Here is a 15,372-nt window from a genome sequence, read left to right as displayed (position 1 = left end):
AAGGGGAGGAAAGGTGTTCAGCCGACGCCGAGTTCGGCGAGCAGGCGGGTGCGGAGCGCCGCGAACCTCGGATCTCCGACCTCGCGCGGCCGCTCCAGCGGGACACGGGTGTCGTGGGAGATCCGGCCCTCGCTCATCACGAGGATCCGATCGGCCAGCAGCACGGCTTCGTCCACGTCGTGCGTGACCAGCAGCACCGCGCAGCCGCGCCGCTGCCACAGCCGGGCCACCAGCTGCTGGGCCTTGATCCGGGTCAGGGCGTCGAGGGCGCCGAACGGCTCGTCCAGCAGCAGCAGGTCGGGTTCGCGCACCAGCGCCCGGGCGAGCGAGGCCCGCTGCGCCTCGCCGCCCGACAGGGTCTTGGGCCAGGCGTCCGTACGGTGTTCCAGCCCGACCTCGGCCAGGGCCCGTTCGGCGCGCTCGCGGTCCGGCCGCCCGGGCAGGCCGAGCAGGACGTTGCGCCAGACCCGCTTCCAGGGCATCAGGCGGGGCGCCTGGAAGGCCACGGCCCGCCGCTCCGGCACCAGCACCTCGCCCTCGATCTCCCGGTCCAGGCCCGCCAGTACGCGCAGGAGCGTGGACTTGCCGCAGCCGCTGCGGCCCAGCAGCACGGTGAACTCGCCGGCCCGCAAGGTCAGATCGAGCCCGTCGATGACGGCCCGGCCGTCGAAGGAACGGGTCAGTCCGGCGACCCGGACGGCCGTCCCGGGCTCGGTGGCTACTGCCCCGTGAACGTCGGTCGCCATTGCAGCAGCAGCCTTTCGAGAGTGCGGACGACGAGGTCGGCGGTCAGACCGAGGAAGGCGTAGACGACGAGGCAGACGACGATCACGTCGGTACGGAAGAACTCGCGCGCCTGGTTCATCAGGAAGCCGATCCCGGCATCGGCGTTGATGGACTCGCCGAAGACCAGGGCCAGCCAGGCGGTGGCGAGCGAGTAGCGCAGCCCGGTCATGAAGCCGGGCAGTGCCCCCGGCAGCACCACGTGCCGTACCAGTCCCCATCGGCCGAGCCCCAAGGCGCCGCCCGCCTCGATGAGTTGCTCGTCGACTCCGCGGATCCCCGCGTACACGTTCAGGTAGAGGTGGAAGGCCGTGCCGAGGGCGATCAGCGCGACCTTGGGGGCCTCCCCGATGCCCATCCAGATGATGAACAGCGGGATGAGGCCGACCCACGGAACCGTGCGCAGCATTTGCACGCTCGCGTCGATCAGGTCCTCGCCGAGCCGCGAGAGCCCGGACAGCAGCGCGAGGACCGTTCCCGCCGTACCTCCGATCAGCAGCCCGATCGCGACGCGCTGCAGGGACACGGCCATGGCGCCGGGCAGCGTCCCGTCCGCGATCAGGTCCGTTCCGGCGGAGGCGATGGTCGACGGCGGTGCGAGGGTGTCGGCCGGAAGCCAGCCGAGGCTGCTGGCCACTTGCCACAGGACCAGCAGCAGCAGGGGGCCGGCGGTCCGGCGGATCCAGCGCGGCACGGGCCGCCGCCACGCCGAGGTCGGGACGACGGCGACCAGAACGGATGGTGGGGCAGATGCTGATTCAAGGGATATGTCGGGCGCGGGCAGCGCATGGCTGATGCTGAGGGTCATGGGGGCTCCACGGGCGGGGAGGCAAGGAGGCGGGGCGGCGGGGCGCACGCGGCGGGGTCGTCACCGCATCCCCACGCACCGGTTTCCGGTACGGCAGGACGGGCCCGGCTACGCAACCGGGAGGATCAACGGCTCCGGAGGGTTCGCGGCATGCGGGAGAAGAGCGCGGAGCGCTCGTGACACTGAGGGGAAAAGGGCGTCAGCAACCGCGACGACACGCGGCGGAGGCCACCCGCAGCAGGTCGATGTGACCGCGCGTGGTGAGCATGGCTGAACGCAACATGCGGCGAAACGTAGCCACCCGGTCCGGCGGGGGTCAATGGCGTCTCGCCATCTGGACTCGCCGTCTCCGATATCGGGACACCGGTGTGCGGGTCCGTCAGTTCCCGCCCGCCCCGGGGCCGGTTGCGCGCAGCGTCGCCAGGACCGGCCCGGCCGGCTGCAAGGTGAGGCCGGGGAACACCCCGGCCCGCCCGCTCCCGCTGTCCAGGTGGAACCGCTGCCCCAGCACGGCCAGTACGAGCGCGGCCTCCACCAGCGCGAACCGCGCCCCCAGACAGGCCCGCGGGCCCCCGCCGAAGGGGAACCACGCGTGCTCGGGCACCGGATGGGGGGCGTCCGCGTCCCACCGCTCGGGGCGGAAGGCCTCCGGGTCGGGGAACCACCGTGCGTCCCGGTGCACGGACCAGGGGCTGGTCCACACGGCCGTCCCCGCCGGCACCGCCCGGCCGCCGAGGGTCGCGCCCTCGGTGGCCACCGCCGAGATCAGCCAGATCGGCGGATAGATCCGCAGCGCCTCCTTGACCACCTGCTGCGTCCAGGGCATCCGCGCGTAGTCGTCGTACGTCGGCAGCCTCCCGCCGAGCACCCGGTCCAGCTCGTCCGTCAGCCGGGCCCGCGCGTCGGGGGCGCCCGACAACAGCTGCCAGGCCCAGGTCAAGGTGGTCGACGTGGTCTCGTGGCCGCCGATGTAGAGGGTGATCGACTCGTCCCGCAGCTCCTTGCGGGAGAGCGGGCCGCCCTCCTCGTCGCGGGCCGCGAGCAGCCGGCTCAACAGGTCGTCCCGCTCCGCGCCGGCGGCCGACGCCGCCTCGTGCTCCCCGATGACGTGCTCGATCTCCCGGTCGAGGACCGCCACGGCCTCCCGCATCCGGCGCCGCCCGGGCGTGCGCACCCACGGCGGCAGGAACAGCGTCAGGCCCCGGAACTCCGCCCCCAGCTCCCGCTGCGCCGTGGCCATCGCCGCGCTGATGGGCGCCTCCCGGCCGGCCGCGTCGCTCCCGAACAGCGTGCGCACCGCGATCCGCTGGGTGAGCCCGGCCATCTCCCGGTGCACGTCGATCCGTTCGCCCTCGCGCCAGCCGCCGGCCAGCGCGTCCGCGCACTCCACCATCGTGGCGGCGTACGAGCGCACCTGGCGCGGCCGTACCGCGGGCTGGACCAGTGCCCGCTTGCGCCGCCAGTCGTCCCCGGTGGCCACGACCACCCCGTCGCCCAGCAACTGCCGGAAGGCCCAACCCAGTTCCGTCGGCCGGAAGGTGGACTCGACGGCGCCGAGCAGTTCACCGGCGTGCTCGGGCCGGGAGACCAGCACGTTGCGCTGCGGGCCGAGGGCCCAGGGCACCCAGTCGCCGTAGTCGTCGCGCAGGGACTCGAAGAAGGCCAGTGGATCGCGGGCGAAGGCGGGCAGGTTCCCGAGCAGGGGCCACCGGCGGGGTCCGCCGTTCCGGGTGCCCGGGGGCAGGGTCGCGGTCACGCAGGCATGGTGACAGCAGCCCCCACAGGGCGCCAGAGGCGGGACCGCGCCGTTCGCCGGCCCCCTCGGCAAGCCCCCGCCGGGCCGTCAGGCCGTGCGGCGCGCCGTCAGCCAGTCGTGCGCCGCGTCCGCGGTGAACTGGGTCCGTCCGCCCGGGAAGAGGAGTCCCGCCGAGGCGAAGGCCGGGTCGTCCGCGATGTCCGTCGCGTACGGGATCACGACGCAGCCCATGCCCGCGGCGTGCGCGGCCAGCGCCCCCGGCGCCGCGTCCTCGACGACCACGCAGTCGGCGGGCCGCGCACCCAGCCGGCGGGCCGCCTCCAGGAACACGTCCGGGGCGGGCTTGCCGTGCGCGACCTCCTCGGCGGAGACGACCGTGGTCAGCAGCGCGTCCAGCCCGGTGCCCGCCAGGACGGCGTCGATCGCCTCCCGCGAGGAACCGGAGGCCACCGCCATCGGCACCCCTTCGGCGTACAGCCGCTCGACGAACTTCCGCATCTGCGGGAAGACCTCGGTCCGGGTGCGGGCCAGCTCCAGATAGGCGGCGTTCTGCTCGGCAAGCAGCTGCTCGACCGGTGCCCCGATCCCGTACCGCTCCTTGAGGATCTCCAGCGTCTCCAGGGTGCCGATGCCGATGAAACGGGAGTGCTGTTCCCACGTGAAATCGGGGACTCCGTGCCGCTCCAAGGTGCGGCGCCCGGACTCGTAGTAGTTCGGTTCGCTGTCCACGAGGGTGCCGTCGAGATCGAATATGACGGAAATCATCCGCTGTGCCCGTCCTGCCGCTTGTGTCCTGTCTCGGTAATCCTGTCAGTTCTTGCGGGCATTTCTTCCCACGGATTCGACCAGCGGCAGCAGCCGGTGCGGGACCCGCTCGCGCAGGGCCACCTCGGTCCGCGTGCGGACCACACCGGGCAGCCGGATCAGCCGCTGGATCACGTCCTCCAGGTGCGCGTTGTCGCGGGCCGCCACCCGGGTCAGCAGGTCCCCGCCACCGGTGATCGAGAAGGCCTCGATGATCTCCGGTACGGCCGCCAGAGCGTCCCCCACGTCGTCGAGATGTCCCTGGGTGACCTCGATGTGGACGAAGGCCAGCACCGGGTGACCCAGTGCGGCGGGGGAGAGCACCGGGCCGGTCCCTGTGATCACGCCCGTGCGCTCCAGCCGGTCCAGCCGGGCCTGCAGGGTCCCGCGCGCGACGCCGAGGATCCGGGCGTACTCGCGGACGCTGGTGCGCGGCTGCTCGATCAGCAGACGCAGGATTCGGGTGTCGAGCTCGTCCACCGCCATGCCCCGACTGTACCCATGGCCCGGTTCACGGCGATCGTTCCCGGCCGGCAGCGGGCCCGGTGCGCAGCGAGGGCTGCCCCCGGTAGACCAGGCCCACCAGCACCGCGGCGGCGGTCGGCAGCAGCAGCCACCCGACCGTGCAGCCGGCCCGGATCAGCAGCGCCCCGAGGGCCCCGCCGACGAACATGGCGAGGACGGACAGGCCGCGCAGTTTCCAGCCGGCCGTCCCGTATCCGTAGACGGCGTCGCGCCCCATGGCGGAGCCGCCGAGGAAGGCGGTCATGGACCGGGTGACCAGCGTCGTCGGCACCCCCGGCACGTTCGCCCGCATGATCGTGGTGTTGCGCAGGCCCATCGCCAGCGCCAGGACCGCCATCACCACCAGGTGCCGCGGGGTCGGCGACCCGTAGCGCGGTACCAGCCCCCAGCCGGCGGCAGCGGCGGCCAGGACCAGTCCGGCCTCGGCGATCAGGCCCAGGACGAACCAGCGCCGACCGCGCGTCTCCGTCACCGCCTCCAGGTGGGAGCCGCAGACCACCCCGAGGACGAACGCGGCCAGCGAGATCCCGGCGGGCAGCGTCGGCAGCCTGCCCGCGTGCGCGGCGCCGAAGGCCAGGAACAGCACGTTGCCGGTCTGCATCGCCGTGAAGGCGGGCCCGAGCGCGAGCAGACTCACCGCCTCGACCACCCCGGTCACCGCGGTCAGGGCGACCATCAGCGCCGGCATGTGCGGCGGGAGCTGCGAACCGGCCGTCCGCGCGGCCTTCCGCTTCTCGTCCATGACGCCCGACAGTGACACGCCCGCCCGGAACCGTCGGCGCCGACATGCCGGAACGCATAGGGTCCGAGGGATGAGCGACCTGTTGCTGGTGAGGCACGGAGAAACATCCTGGAGCGCCGACGGCCGGCACACCGGACGCACCGACGTCCCGCTGAACGCGGGCGGGATCGAGGAGGCCATCACGCTGGCCCCCTACTTCCGGGACCGGCACCCGGCCCTGGTGCTGACCAGCCCGCTGCACCGGGCCGTCGCCACCGCCGAACTCGCCGGACTCACCGACGCGGTCACCGACCCCGACCTGTACGAGTGGGACTACGGCGGCTACGAGGGCATCACCACCCGGGAGATCCAGCGGACCACCCCGGACTGGTCCCTGTGGACCCACGGGGTCCCGCCCGGCGACCCGGCGCACCCCGGCGAGAGCGCCGCCCAGGTGGGCGCCCGCGCGGACCGCGCCCTCGCCCGGGTCGCCCCCGTGCTCGGCGCGGACGGCGGCGACGTCGTGATCGTCGCCCACGGCCACTTCCTGCGCGTCCTCACCGCCCGCTACCTGGGCCTGGAGCCCGCGGACGGCCGGCTCTTCCTGCTGCGCACCGGCACGGTCAGCGTGCTCTCCACGGAGCACGGCCTCCCCGTGATCGCGGGCTGGAACGTCCGCCCCTGACCGGCCCGTCCCGCCTCGCGCGGTCGCGGGGGGTGCGTGATCATTCGTACATGGGTCAGGACCGAACGGACGTCGAACACGAGCCGGACCACGGGGAAGAGGGGCTCAAGGCCAACGCGATCGGCTTCCTCGACGCGCTCGTCATCGGCCTGAACTCCACCTCGCCCGCCTACTCCCTGGCCGCCGTCCTCGGGCCGATCGTGGCCCTGGTCGGGATCTACGCGCCGGGCGTGATGCTGGCCTCCTTCGTGCCGATGCTGCTCATCGCCGCCGCCTTCTACTACCTGAACAAGGTCGACCAGGACTGCGGGACGACCTTCTCGTGGGTCACCCGGGCCATGGGCCCCTGGGCCGGCTGGCTCGGCGGCTGGGCGATCGCCATGACGGGCGTGCTGGTCATCGGCTCGCTGGCGGACGTCGCCGTCAACTTCGGCCTGCTCGCCTTCGGTCTCGACGACTGGGCCGCCAACCCCTGGATCCGGCAGTCCCTCACCGTCGCCGTGATCCTGGCCATGACCGCCATCTGCGTCATCGGCACCGAGCTCTCGGCCCACCTCCAGGACGTCCTCATCCTCGCCCAGGTCTTCTTCCTGCTGGCCTTCGCGGTGGTCGCCCTCTACCGCGTCTACGCCGGCACCAGCACCCTGGAGGAGATCGAGCCGTCCCTCGGCTGGCTCAACCCCTTCGGCGCGGGCGGCGCCGCCCTCACCGGCGGCCTGCTGCTCGGCGTGTTCATGTACTGGGGCTGGGAGTCCGCGGTCAACCTCACCGAGGAGGTCGAGAACTCCGCCACCGCCCCCGGCAAGGCCGGAATCTGGTCGACGGTCATCCTCCTGGTCACCTACCTGTCCGTCTGCTTCGCGGTCGTCGGCTACGCGGGCACCACCTTCCTCGCCGCGAACGCGGGCGAGGAGGAGGCCATCTTCGCCGTGCTCGCCCACGAGGTCATGGGCGGCTGGGACTGGGTGGTGCTGCTCGCCGTCTGCACCTCCGCGCTCGCGTCCACGCAGACCACGATCATCCCGGCCTCCCGCACCGCCCTGTCCATGGCCCGTCGGCACGCGCTGCCCTCGCCGCTCGCCCACATCCACCACCGGTTCCGGACCCCCGACGTGAGTACCTGGTGGGTGGCCGGCATCGCCATCGGCTGGTACCTCGTCGTCAACCAGATCAGCGAGAACGCGCTCCTGGACTCCCTCACCGCGCTCTCCCTGCTGATCGCCTTCTACTACGCGCTCACGGGCCTGGCCTGCGCCATCTACTACCGCCGCCACCTCACGGAGAACGCGCACAACCTCCTGCTCATCGGGGTCGGCCCGGTGGTCGGCGCCGGCCTGCTGATCTGGCTGCTGGTGGAGTCGATCGGCGACATGTCCGACCCGGAGAACTCGGCGAGCGGCGTCTCCTGGTTCGGACTCGGCCCGCCGCTGGTCATCGGGCTCGCGATCGCCGTCGCCGGCGTGCTCGTCATGTGCTTCTGGCGGGTACGGGACGGCAGGTTCTGGCAGGAGCGGCGGGGCGTGGTCGACCCGGCGCTCGTCCACACCAGGAAGCGCTGAGGAGTCCCGATGTCCGTGGTCCTTGGTTACGACGAGTCGCCCGGCGCCGAACGGGCCCTGCACGTGGCGTTGGAGGTGGCCACCGCCTTCGGCGAGCCGCTCGTCCTCGTCTACGGCGCGGCGGCCCCGGGCTCCACCGGCGAGGAGTACCGCGCCCACCGGGAAGCCGTCCGCCAGGTGGGCCGCAGCGCGCTCGCGCGCGCCGTCGAGGAGGCCGACGCCGCCGGTGTGCCCTCGACGGTCGAGGTGGTCGACGAGAAGCCGGCCCAGGCCCTGTTGGACGCCGCCGAACGCCACCACGCCCGCGTCATCATCGTGGGCAGCTGGGGCGACAGCCCGCTCCGCGGCGCCCTGCTCGGTTCCACCCCGCACAAGCTCCTGCACCTGTCACCGGTGCCCGTCCTGTGCGTGCCGACCGAAGGCGGCCCGGGGCAGTGAGCCCGGGGCAGTGACCCCGGGCGGCTCCGCACCGTGCGGGGGAACCGGTCCGTTGGTATCCCGATGGCCGAGATTCCCCGCTGGTGACTGAGCCAATGGTCCAGCCTCCAGGGGTCCGCTTGAGCCATTGCCCCTGCGGATGCTTATCTGTGTCGTATCCATGTACTTGCGGCGCCGCGCAGCGCCGGACGGCAACGAGGCCGGTCCCGGAGCGCGGCGCCTTCGCCGTGCCCGTCCACCGCCCACCACCCCCGGGCGGTGCCGGGCCGGCGCGCACCACTCGAGGGGGGCGGCACACCGCCGTGAAGAGGATGTTCGTGGCTCCGGATCCGGGGCGTCTGAGGCTCAGAAACGCGGCCCGCGCGGTGATCGGCGTCGCCGCCGCCGTCGCCCTCGCCGAACTGTGCGGTCTCTCCCTGAGCGCCTCCATCACCGGGGGACTGGCGGCCCTGCTCGCCCTGTTCACCGTCACCGACGCGACCGTGCGCCGCCAGGCCGTCACCACCGCCCTGCTGCCCGCCGCAGGGTTCCCGGTCCTCGCCCTCGCCACCGCCCTGCACGGGCTCACCCCCGCCCGCGACGCGGCCTTCGTGCTCGTCGTCTTCTGCGGGGTCTACGCCCGCCGCTGGGGCCCGCGCGGACACGCGCTCGGGATCTTCGCGTTCATGAACTTCTTCATCACGCAGTTCCTGCACGCCGTGCCCGCCCAGCTCCCGGAGCTGTTCGCCGCCGTGGGCCTGGCCCTGGTCGCCGCCGGCGCCGTACGGTTCCTGCTCTGGCCCATCGAGCGGCGCACCCCGCCCCCCGCCGCCCCCGCACCGCTGCCCGGCCGGGGCCTGGCCCGGCCCACCACCCGCCAGGCCTTCCAGGCCACCGCCGCCTGCGCCGTCGCCCTCGCCATCGGGCAGGCGCTCTCGGAGGACCGCTGGTACTGGGCCGTCGGCACCGCCTGGTGGATCTTCGTGAACACGGCCTCGCGCGGCGAGACCCTCGTCCGGGGCTTCCGCCGGGTGCTCGGCACCGTCATGGGCGTGGCCGCCGGCGTACTGATCGCCATCCCGCTGAACGGCGCGCCCGCGCCCACCGCCCTCCTGGTCGCCGCCTGCGTGTTCGCGATCTTCTACACGGCCCCCGTCTCCTACAGCTGGATGATCTTCGCGGTCACCCTCATGGCGGGACTGCTGTACGGCCTGCTGGGCGTGCTGGACCCGGGCCTGCTCGTACTGCGCCTGGAGGAGACGGCCGTCGGCGCGGTGTGCGCCGCGCTGGCCGTGGTCCTCGTACTGCCGGTCACCACCCACGCCACGAACGACGCCTGGATCCAGCGCGCCCTGCACTGCGTGCACGCGGCCACGGCGCAGGCCGCCGCCCGCCTCGCCGGCTCTCCGACGGCCGACCCGGCGCCCCACGCCGCCGAGCTGGAGACCCTGCTGGCGCGGGTCCGGATGGCGCTCGCGCCGCTGGTCCACCCGCTCAGCCCGTTCCGCGCGCGCAAGGCCCGCGCCGGCCAGGTCATCGCGCTGCTGGACGACTGCGCCCGCGAGGTGCGCGGCCTGGTGGCCGTCGCCGCCGACCCGGACGCGAGCCACGACGCCCGCCTCGCGACGGCCTGCTGGCGCGTCGAGGCCGCCGTGGAGGCGCTGACCGCCGGAGAGCGGGCCGCGAGCGAGGCCGCCACGGCCCGCGAGGGCGTGCCGCACACCGCCGGCTCCGGGCCCGCGCTCGCCCACCTGCACGGCCTGGAACGGGCGCTCACCGAACTCGCCGCCCCGCTGGGCAGCGACCCGCGGGCGCCGTTCGTCGTCAGCGCCTGACCAGCCCCTGCGGCGACAGCGCCAGGCCCGCCGGCAGTCGGCCGGCGGAGTGCACCACGCCGAGGGTCTGGGTGGCCCGGGTCAGCGCCACGTACAGGTCGCTGGGCTGGAAGTCGGCCGGCTCCACCACGACCACCGTGTCGAACTCCAGCCCCTTGGCCTGGCGCGGATCCAGCAGGACGACCTCCCGCGTCAGATCCGGCTCCGCGCCCTCCCGCACCCCCGGCAGTTCGGCGGCCAGCGCGGCGTGCAGCGCCCGCGGCGCGATCACCGCGAGCCGGCCCTCCGCCGGCCGTTCCCGCTCCACGGCCTCGGCGACCGCCCGCGCCGGGTCCCCGGTCGCGCGCGCCCACGGCCGCACCCCCGTCGCCCGCACCGAACGCGGCGGTTCGAAGCCGGGATCGCGCTCCCGCAGCACGGCCGCCGCCACCTCCATGATCTCGGCCGGCGTGCGGTAGTTCACCCCCAGCCGGACCAGCTCCCAGCGCTCGCCCACGTACGGGGAGAGGATCCGCTCCCACGAGCCGCAGCCCGCCTCGTCGGCGGTCTGCGCGGGATCGCCGACCAGCGTCATCGACCGGGTGGGGCAGCGCCGCATCAGCAGCCGCCACGCCATCTCCGACAGCTCCTGCGCCTCGTCGACGATCACGTGCCCGAAGGCCCACGTGCGGTCGGCCGCCGCCCGCTCGGCGGCGCTGCGGTGGTCGGCCTCCTCCTGGCGTTCGGCCATCCGCTCGGCGTCGATGATGTCGTGGGCCGCGAGGTACTCGTTCTCCTGGTCCTCGAACTCGTACGACTGCGAGCCCTCGGACAGGTCCAGCACCCCCTGCGCGTACGCGATGCGCTGCTGCCGCTCCCGCTCCTCGGCGGCCCGCCGGGCGCTGTCGTCCTCCCCGAGCAGCTCGGCCGCCTCGTCCAGCAGCGGCACGTCGGCCGGGGTCCAGTCCGGGCGCGCCGAGGGCGCGCGCCGGATCAGCGCGGCCTCGTGCGCGGACAGGTGGGTGGGGTCCGCCAGGAAGTCGGCGACCAGCCGCTCGGGGGTGAGGGAGGGCCACAGCGAATCGATCGCCGCGTGCACGGCGGGGCTCATCGCGATCTCCTTGCCGAGCTGCGCCACGTCGTCGGAGCCGAGCAGGTTCGGCCCGCCGTACGGATCGGCGCCCAGCCGGTCGGCGAGCTGCGCGGTGAGCGCGTCGATGATCCGGAAGGCGAAGGCGGGGCGCGCCTGGTTGTGCGGCAGCCCCGTGGCCCGGGCCCGGTCCCGTGCCTCGTAGGCCATGGTGCGGTCCAGCAGCAGGGTGCCGTAGTCGTCGTGGTCGATCTCCAGCGCGGGCTCGGGGACCGTGTCGTACTCCTCCCCGGTGCCCGCCGGCACGGTCTCCGGCAGGCCCTGCCGGTCGGCCACGACCCGGGCGAGGACCTCCGCCATCGCGGCCCGGCCCTTCACCGCGGCGGCCCCGGGGCGGTCGGTGCCGGTGGCGTGCACGCCCGGGAAGAGCTCTCCGGGCGTGGCGAGCAGGACCCCCGTCTCACCGAGGGCCGGGAGCACCTCGCCGATGTAGCCGAGGAAGGCCGGCCCCGGCCCGACGATCAGCACCCCGCGCTTGGCGAGCAGTTCCCGGTGGGCGTACAGCAGGTACGCGGCGCGGTGCAGCGCGACCGCGGTCTTCCCGGTGCCGGGACCGCCCTCCACGACCAGCACCCCCCGGTGCGGGGAACGGATGATCCGGTCCTGCTCGGCCTGGATGGTGCGCACGATGTCGTGCATGCGGCCGGTCCGGGCGGCGTCGAGCGCGGCGAGCAGCACGGCGTCCGCGTCGGCGCCCTCGTGCCCGGTGCGCTCCGCGTCGGTGAGGTCGAGGATCTCGTCGTGCAGGGCGGTGACCTCGCGCCCGCGGCTGCTGATGTGCCGGCGGCGGCGCAGCCCCATGGGGGTGTGACCGGTGGCGAGGTAGAAGGGGCGGGCCACCTCCGCGCGCCAGTCCAGCACCAGCGGGGTGCGTTCCGCGTCGTCCGCGCGGATTCCGATCCGGCCGATGTGGTGGTCACGGCCGTCGGAGAACTCCAGACGGCCGAAACAGAGGCCGTTCTCGCCCGCATTCAGCGCGGAAAGCAGGCCGGACTGCTCGGCGACGAGGACATCACGCTCGAGGCGCGCCTGAAACCCGCTCCCCACGTCGCGCAATGCTCGTTCGACCGCACGTTCGGCCTGGTCGCGCAGGTCGTCGAGGCGCCGATAGAGATCGGTGACGAATTGCTGCTCTTTTCGGAATTCCTCGGTTGACAATTGCACTCCCACCGCAATACAGTGTCCTCGTGAAGTTCTTTGTGGCTTCATTGTGGCGAAGTCACGAACCAACAAATATACTCTCTTGCATCCCTCGGCAGCGAATTCGGCCGGGGGATTTTTTGCGTACGGTGGATCCCATGACCACCGCACACGGCGCCGCCGACGGAATCGTCTACCGCCTCGCCCGCCCCGAGGACGCGGGTGCCATCGAGGCCCTGGACGGCTCGTTCACCACCGCCACGGTCTTCGAGGTGGCCGCCGCCGAGGACGGCTTCGGCTTCCGGCTCCGCGAGGTCCCGGTGGACCCGCCCGTGCACAAGGAGTTCCCGCCCGAGGAGCACGACGAGCAGGGCTTCGGCGGCGCCGCGGGCCGGGACGCGGATGCCCGCACCTACGTGGCCCTCGACGGCGGCGAGGTGTGCGGCTTCGCGGCCGTCGGCTACGCCGCCTGGAACCGTCGCCTCACCATCGAGGACATCGAGGTCGCGCCGGGCCGGCGGGGCCGCGGCGTCGGCCGCGCGCTGATGGAGTGCGCGGCGGAGTACGCCCGTGAACGGGGCGCGGAGCACATGTGGTTGGAGGTCAGTTCGGTCAACGCCCCTGCCGTGCACGCCTACCGGCGGATGGGTTTCGGTTTCTGCGGCCTCGACACCGCACTGTACGGGGGCACCCCGGCCGCCGGCGAGCAGGCGCTCTACATGAGCCGTCCCTGCCGCTGAACCCGCGCGTGCGCCGGATCGTACGCCCCGACTCCCCTCGGGCGCAGGCCGATCGTCGAAGATCACTCAGAGGAGTGTTCCGGCCGCTCCCACCGCACACCGCTGACCTGCGGCATGTACAACGGGTAATTGTTTACTGCACATTCATCCGGCACGTACAGGGTGGATCTGGTCGGACAGGGGGTAACGGCCCGGAATGGAAATTCTTCAACAGCGCTCCAGCACCGCTCAGGTGTGGGAAGCGGCCGAGGAGTTCATCCGACTCTTCCACCGGGAGACCAAGGGCGCGGGCGATCCGCGCGCCCGGCTCGCCGCCGTCAGGGCCGAACTGGCCGCGACGGGCACCTACGTGCACACCCCCGAGGAACTGACCCACGGGGCGCGCGTGGCCTGGCGCAACAGCAACCGCTGCATAGGCAGGCTCTACTGGAACTCGCTGCGGGTCCGCGACCGCCGCGGGCTCACCGACTCCGACGACATCGCCGCCGAGTGCTTCGACCACCTGCGCGAGGCGACCAACGGCGGCAGGATCAGACCCACCATCACGGTCTTCGCCCCCGACGCCCCGGACCGGCCCGGCCCGCTGATCTGGAGCGAGCAGCTCATCAGGTACGCCGGGTACGGCGACCACCCCTCCCTCACCGTCGGCGACGCCCGCAACGCCCCGCTCACCGAGGCCCTGCTCCGGCTCGGCTGGGCCGGCGGCTCCGGCAGCCCCTTCGACCTCCTTCCGCTGGTGGTCCAGGGCGTCGACGACAAACCCCGCTGGTTCGACACCCCCGCGGACGCCGTCCTGGAGGTGCCGATCGACCACCCCGACGGAGACGGCTGGGCGGACTGGGGGCTGCGCTGGCACGCCGTACCCGCCATCTCCAACATGTGCCTGGAGATAGGCGGCATCCACTATCCGGCCGCGCCCTTCAACGGCTGGTACATGGGAACCGAGATCGGCGCGCGCAACCTCGCCGACACCGACCGGTACAACCTCCTCCCGGCCGTCGCCCGCCGCCTCGGGCTGGACACCTCCAGCGACCGCTCCCTCTGGAAGGACCGCGCGCTCGTCGAGCTCAACCGGGCGGTCCTGCACTCCTTCGACCGCGCCGGCGTCGCCATCGCCGACCACCACTCCGAGTCCCGGCGGTTCCTGTCCCACATGGAGCGGGAGGAGCGCAAGGGGCGTGAGGTGGGCGCCGAGTGGTCCTGGATCGTGCCGCCGATCTCGGGCTCCGCGACGCCGGTCTTCCACCGCACCTACGAGGACAGCCCGAGCAGCACCGCCTACGTCCACCACCCCGGCGCGCGAGAACGGGCCCAGGGACGAGATTTGGTCTAGACCTTCTGTTACCGTCGGCTCCGAACGGATCCGAGAGCGGTGAGAGGGGCCTCGTGTGAGCGGCGCAGACAGTACGGACCATCGCGGCGAACACCGGGCCTACATCGGCTCGTTCACCTCGGGGGGCGGCCGCGGTGTCACCACCGCGGCCGTGGATCCGGTGACCGGAGCGCTGACCGCGCTCTCGGTCGCCGCCACCGACGACCCCTCGTACCTCGCACTCGACCGGGACACCGGCGTGCTCTACGCGGTGAACGAGACCGAGGAGGGTGCGGTGACCGCCTTCCGGACGACCGCCGACGGCCTCGCCCCCCTCGGTGCGGCCTTCCGTGTCGGCGGCTCCGGTCCCACCCATCTCAGCGTCAGCGGAGGGCGGTTGCACACCGCCAACTACACCTCCGGCAGCGTCAGCAGCCTCCCGCTCGCCGCCGACGGCACTCCGGCCGGGCCCGCCCGCGTACTTCCGCACGAGGGGGCCGGCCCCGACGCCGACCGCCAGGAGCGGCCGCACGCCCACCAGGTGCTGCCCGACCCGACCGGCCGCTGGGTGCTCAGCGTGGACCTCGGCACCGACTCGGTGCGCATCTGCGCGCCGGACCCGGCCACCGGCGCGTTGCGGGTGCACGCCGAGACCGCGCTGCGCGCCGGCACCGGCCCCCGCCACCTCGTCTTCCATCCGGAGGGCACCGTGGTCTACGTCCTGCACGAGCTGGAGCCGCAGGTGACCGTCTGCCGCTGGAACGGGGCGTCCGGGGAACTGGAACCGGTCCGAGAGGTTCCGGTCGCCTCCACGGGCTCCTCAGGGGCCGTACGGGCCTACCCCTCGGCGGTCGTCGCCTCGCCGGACGGGCGGTTCCTCTGGGTGGCCGTCCGTGGCGCCGACGTCATCGCCGCCTTCTCCCTGGCCGACGGCCCCGAGGAGCCGCGGCCCACCGGCACCGTGGACTGCGGCGGCGCCTGGCCGCGCGACCTCGCCGTCGACTCCTCGGGACGCCGGCTCTACGCGGCCAACGAGCGCTCGGGCGACGTCACGTGGTTCGACGTGGACCCGCTGACCGGCCTGCCGCACCGGGCCGGCTCGGTGGCCGTACCGGCGGCGACGTGCGTCGTCCTCGGCTGACACGCGCACGGGCCTCC

The 15,372-nt window shown here is 73.3% G+C and carries 16 protein-coding genes; 8 read left to right on the top strand and 8 right to left on the bottom strand.

What is annotated here, in order from left to right:
* Positions 1 to 17 precede the first annotated feature (17 nt).
* The 7 genes from ACFYP3_RS07100 to ACFYP3_RS07070 all read right to left on the bottom strand — a co-directional run bounded on the left by ACFYP3_RS07100 (position 18) and on the right by ACFYP3_RS07070 (position 5,418).
* Positions 18 to 746, bottom strand: a complete 729-nt coding sequence (locus ACFYP3_RS07100; RefSeq protein WP_388828035.1) for an ABC transporter ATP-binding protein — start codon at positions 744 to 746, stop codon at positions 18 to 20.
* Entirely contained in the window at positions 719 to 1,591 is an 873-nt protein-coding gene (locus ACFYP3_RS07095; protein WP_388828032.1) for an ABC transporter permease, read from the bottom strand. The genes ACFYP3_RS07100 and ACFYP3_RS07095 overlap by 28 nt, the downstream gene beginning before the upstream one ends.
* Before the next feature lie 199 nt (positions 1,592 to 1,790).
* A complete protein-coding gene (locus ACFYP3_RS07090) occupies positions 1,791 to 1,859 on the bottom strand; it encodes a putative leader peptide (RefSeq protein ID WP_351286961.1) in 69 nt (22 codons plus the stop codon).
* 111 nt (positions 1,860 to 1,970) lie between these two features.
* The gene (locus ACFYP3_RS07085) at positions 1,971 to 3,347 is read right to left on the bottom strand and encodes a cytochrome P450 (RefSeq protein ID WP_388828030.1); all 1,377 of its coding nucleotides are present in this window, start codon (positions 3,345 to 3,347) and stop codon (positions 1,971 to 1,973) included.
* Between the two features lie 87 nt (positions 3,348 to 3,434).
* On the bottom strand, positions 3,435 to 4,112 hold the full coding sequence (locus ACFYP3_RS07080; protein WP_388828027.1) for an HAD family hydrolase: 678 nt from the start codon (positions 4,110 to 4,112) through the stop codon (positions 3,435 to 3,437).
* Positions 4,113 to 4,157: 45 nt separating this feature from the next.
* On the bottom strand, positions 4,158 to 4,637 hold the full coding sequence (locus ACFYP3_RS07075; protein WP_388828024.1) for an Lrp/AsnC family transcriptional regulator: 480 nt from the start codon (positions 4,635 to 4,637) through the stop codon (positions 4,158 to 4,160).
* A 25-nt stretch (positions 4,638 to 4,662) separates the two neighbouring features.
* Positions 4,663 to 5,418, bottom strand: a complete 756-nt coding sequence (locus tag ACFYP3_RS07070; RefSeq protein ID WP_388828021.1) for a YoaK family protein — start codon at positions 5,416 to 5,418, stop codon at positions 4,663 to 4,665.
* A 70-nt stretch (positions 5,419 to 5,488) separates the two neighbouring features.
* Here ACFYP3_RS07070 and ACFYP3_RS07065 point away from each other — a divergent pair, with 70 nt between their 5' ends.
* From ACFYP3_RS07065 to ACFYP3_RS07050, 4 genes are all read left to right on the top strand, one after another.
* On the top strand, positions 5,489 to 6,082 hold the full coding sequence (locus ACFYP3_RS07065) for a histidine phosphatase family protein (protein WP_388828018.1): 594 nt from the start codon (positions 5,489 to 5,491) through the stop codon (positions 6,080 to 6,082).
* A 50-nt stretch (positions 6,083 to 6,132) separates the two neighbouring features.
* Positions 6,133 to 7,641, top strand: a complete 1,509-nt coding sequence (locus ACFYP3_RS07060; protein WP_388828015.1) for an APC family permease — start codon at positions 6,133 to 6,135, stop codon at positions 7,639 to 7,641.
* A gap of 9 nt (positions 7,642 to 7,650) precedes the next feature.
* Positions 7,651 to 8,079, top strand: coding sequence for a universal stress protein (locus ACFYP3_RS07055; protein WP_388828012.1), 429 nt, complete (start codon positions 7,651 to 7,653; stop codon positions 8,077 to 8,079).
* Positions 8,080 to 8,390: 311 nt separating this feature from the next.
* Positions 8,391 to 9,893 carry an FUSC family protein gene (locus tag ACFYP3_RS07050; protein ID WP_388828009.1) on the top strand — a complete coding sequence of 501 codons (1,503 nt, stop codon included), beginning with the start codon at positions 8,391 to 8,393 and terminating at the stop codon, positions 9,891 to 9,893.
* On the opposite strand, the gene ACFYP3_RS07045 is transcribed toward ACFYP3_RS07050, so the two are convergent.
* Positions 9,883 to 11,883, bottom strand: a complete 2,001-nt coding sequence (locus ACFYP3_RS07045; protein WP_388828006.1) for a HelD family protein — start codon at positions 11,881 to 11,883, stop codon at positions 9,883 to 9,885. The two genes, ACFYP3_RS07050 and ACFYP3_RS07045, sit on opposite strands and share 11 nt — an antisense overlap.
* Positions 11,884 to 11,931: 48 nt before the next feature.
* Here ACFYP3_RS07045 and ACFYP3_RS07040 point away from each other — a divergent pair, with 48 nt between their 5' ends.
* From ACFYP3_RS07040 to ACFYP3_RS07025, 4 genes are all read left to right on the top strand, one after another.
* Positions 11,932 to 12,177, top strand: coding sequence for a hypothetical protein (locus ACFYP3_RS07040; RefSeq protein WP_388828004.1), 246 nt, complete (start codon positions 11,932 to 11,934; stop codon positions 12,175 to 12,177).
* A gap of 143 nt (positions 12,178 to 12,320) precedes the next feature.
* Positions 12,321 to 12,902, top strand: a complete 582-nt coding sequence (locus tag ACFYP3_RS07035) for a GNAT family N-acetyltransferase (RefSeq protein WP_388828001.1) — start codon at positions 12,321 to 12,323, stop codon at positions 12,900 to 12,902.
* Positions 12,903 to 13,098: 196 nt separating this feature from the next.
* On the top strand, positions 13,099 to 14,235 hold the full coding sequence (locus ACFYP3_RS07030) for a nitric oxide synthase oxygenase (RefSeq protein WP_388827998.1): 1,137 nt from the start codon (positions 13,099 to 13,101) through the stop codon (positions 14,233 to 14,235).
* A gap of 55 nt (positions 14,236 to 14,290) precedes the next feature.
* The gene (locus ACFYP3_RS07025; protein WP_388827995.1) at positions 14,291 to 15,355 is read left to right on the top strand and encodes a lactonase family protein; all 1,065 of its coding nucleotides are present in this window, start codon (positions 14,291 to 14,293) and stop codon (positions 15,353 to 15,355) included.
* Positions 15,356 to 15,372 lie beyond the last annotated feature (17 nt).

Origin of the sequence: Streptomyces sp. NPDC005533 (assembly GCF_042871845.1) — a bacterium.
GTDB lineage: Bacteria > Actinomycetota > Actinomycetes > Streptomycetales > Streptomycetaceae > Streptomyces.
This window is presented reverse-complemented; position numbering and strand designations above follow the sequence as displayed.

What these genes read in the sequence shown, in the direction of transcription:
- ACFYP3_RS07095 (WP_388828032.1), bottom strand. Translation starts at nt 1,591, where the DNA reads ATGACCCTCAGCATCAGCCATGCGCTGCCCGCGCCCGACATATCCCTT.
- ACFYP3_RS07080 (WP_388828027.1), bottom strand. Translation starts at nt 4,112, where the DNA reads ATGATTTCCGTCATATTCGATCTCGACGGCACCCTCGTGGACAGCGAA.
- ACFYP3_RS07060 (WP_388828015.1), top strand. Translation starts at nt 6,133, where the DNA reads ATGGGTCAGGACCGAACGGACGTCGAACACGAGCCGGACCACGGGGAA.
- ACFYP3_RS07050 (WP_388828009.1), top strand. Translation starts at nt 8,391, where the DNA reads ATGTTCGTGGCTCCGGATCCGGGGCGTCTGAGGCTCAGAAACGCGGCC.
- ACFYP3_RS07070 (WP_388828021.1), bottom strand. Translation starts at nt 5,418, where the DNA reads ATGGACGAGAAGCGGAAGGCCGCGCGGACGGCCGGTTCGCAGCTCCCG.
- ACFYP3_RS07030 (WP_388827998.1), top strand. Translation starts at nt 13,099, where the DNA reads ATGGAAATTCTTCAACAGCGCTCCAGCACCGCTCAGGTGTGGGAAGCG.
- ACFYP3_RS07065 (WP_388828018.1), top strand. Translation starts at nt 5,489, where the DNA reads ATGAGCGACCTGTTGCTGGTGAGGCACGGAGAAACATCCTGGAGCGCC.
- ACFYP3_RS07055 (WP_388828012.1), top strand. Translation starts at nt 7,651, where the DNA reads ATGTCCGTGGTCCTTGGTTACGACGAGTCGCCCGGCGCCGAACGGGCC.
- ACFYP3_RS07075 (WP_388828024.1), bottom strand. Translation starts at nt 4,637, where the DNA reads ATGGCGGTGGACGAGCTCGACACCCGAATCCTGCGTCTGCTGATCGAG.
- ACFYP3_RS07100 (WP_388828035.1), bottom strand. Translation starts at nt 746, where the DNA reads ATGGCGACCGACGTTCACGGGGCAGTAGCCACCGAGCCCGGGACGGCC.
- ACFYP3_RS07035 (WP_388828001.1), top strand. Translation starts at nt 12,321, where the DNA reads ATGACCACCGCACACGGCGCCGCCGACGGAATCGTCTACCGCCTCGCC.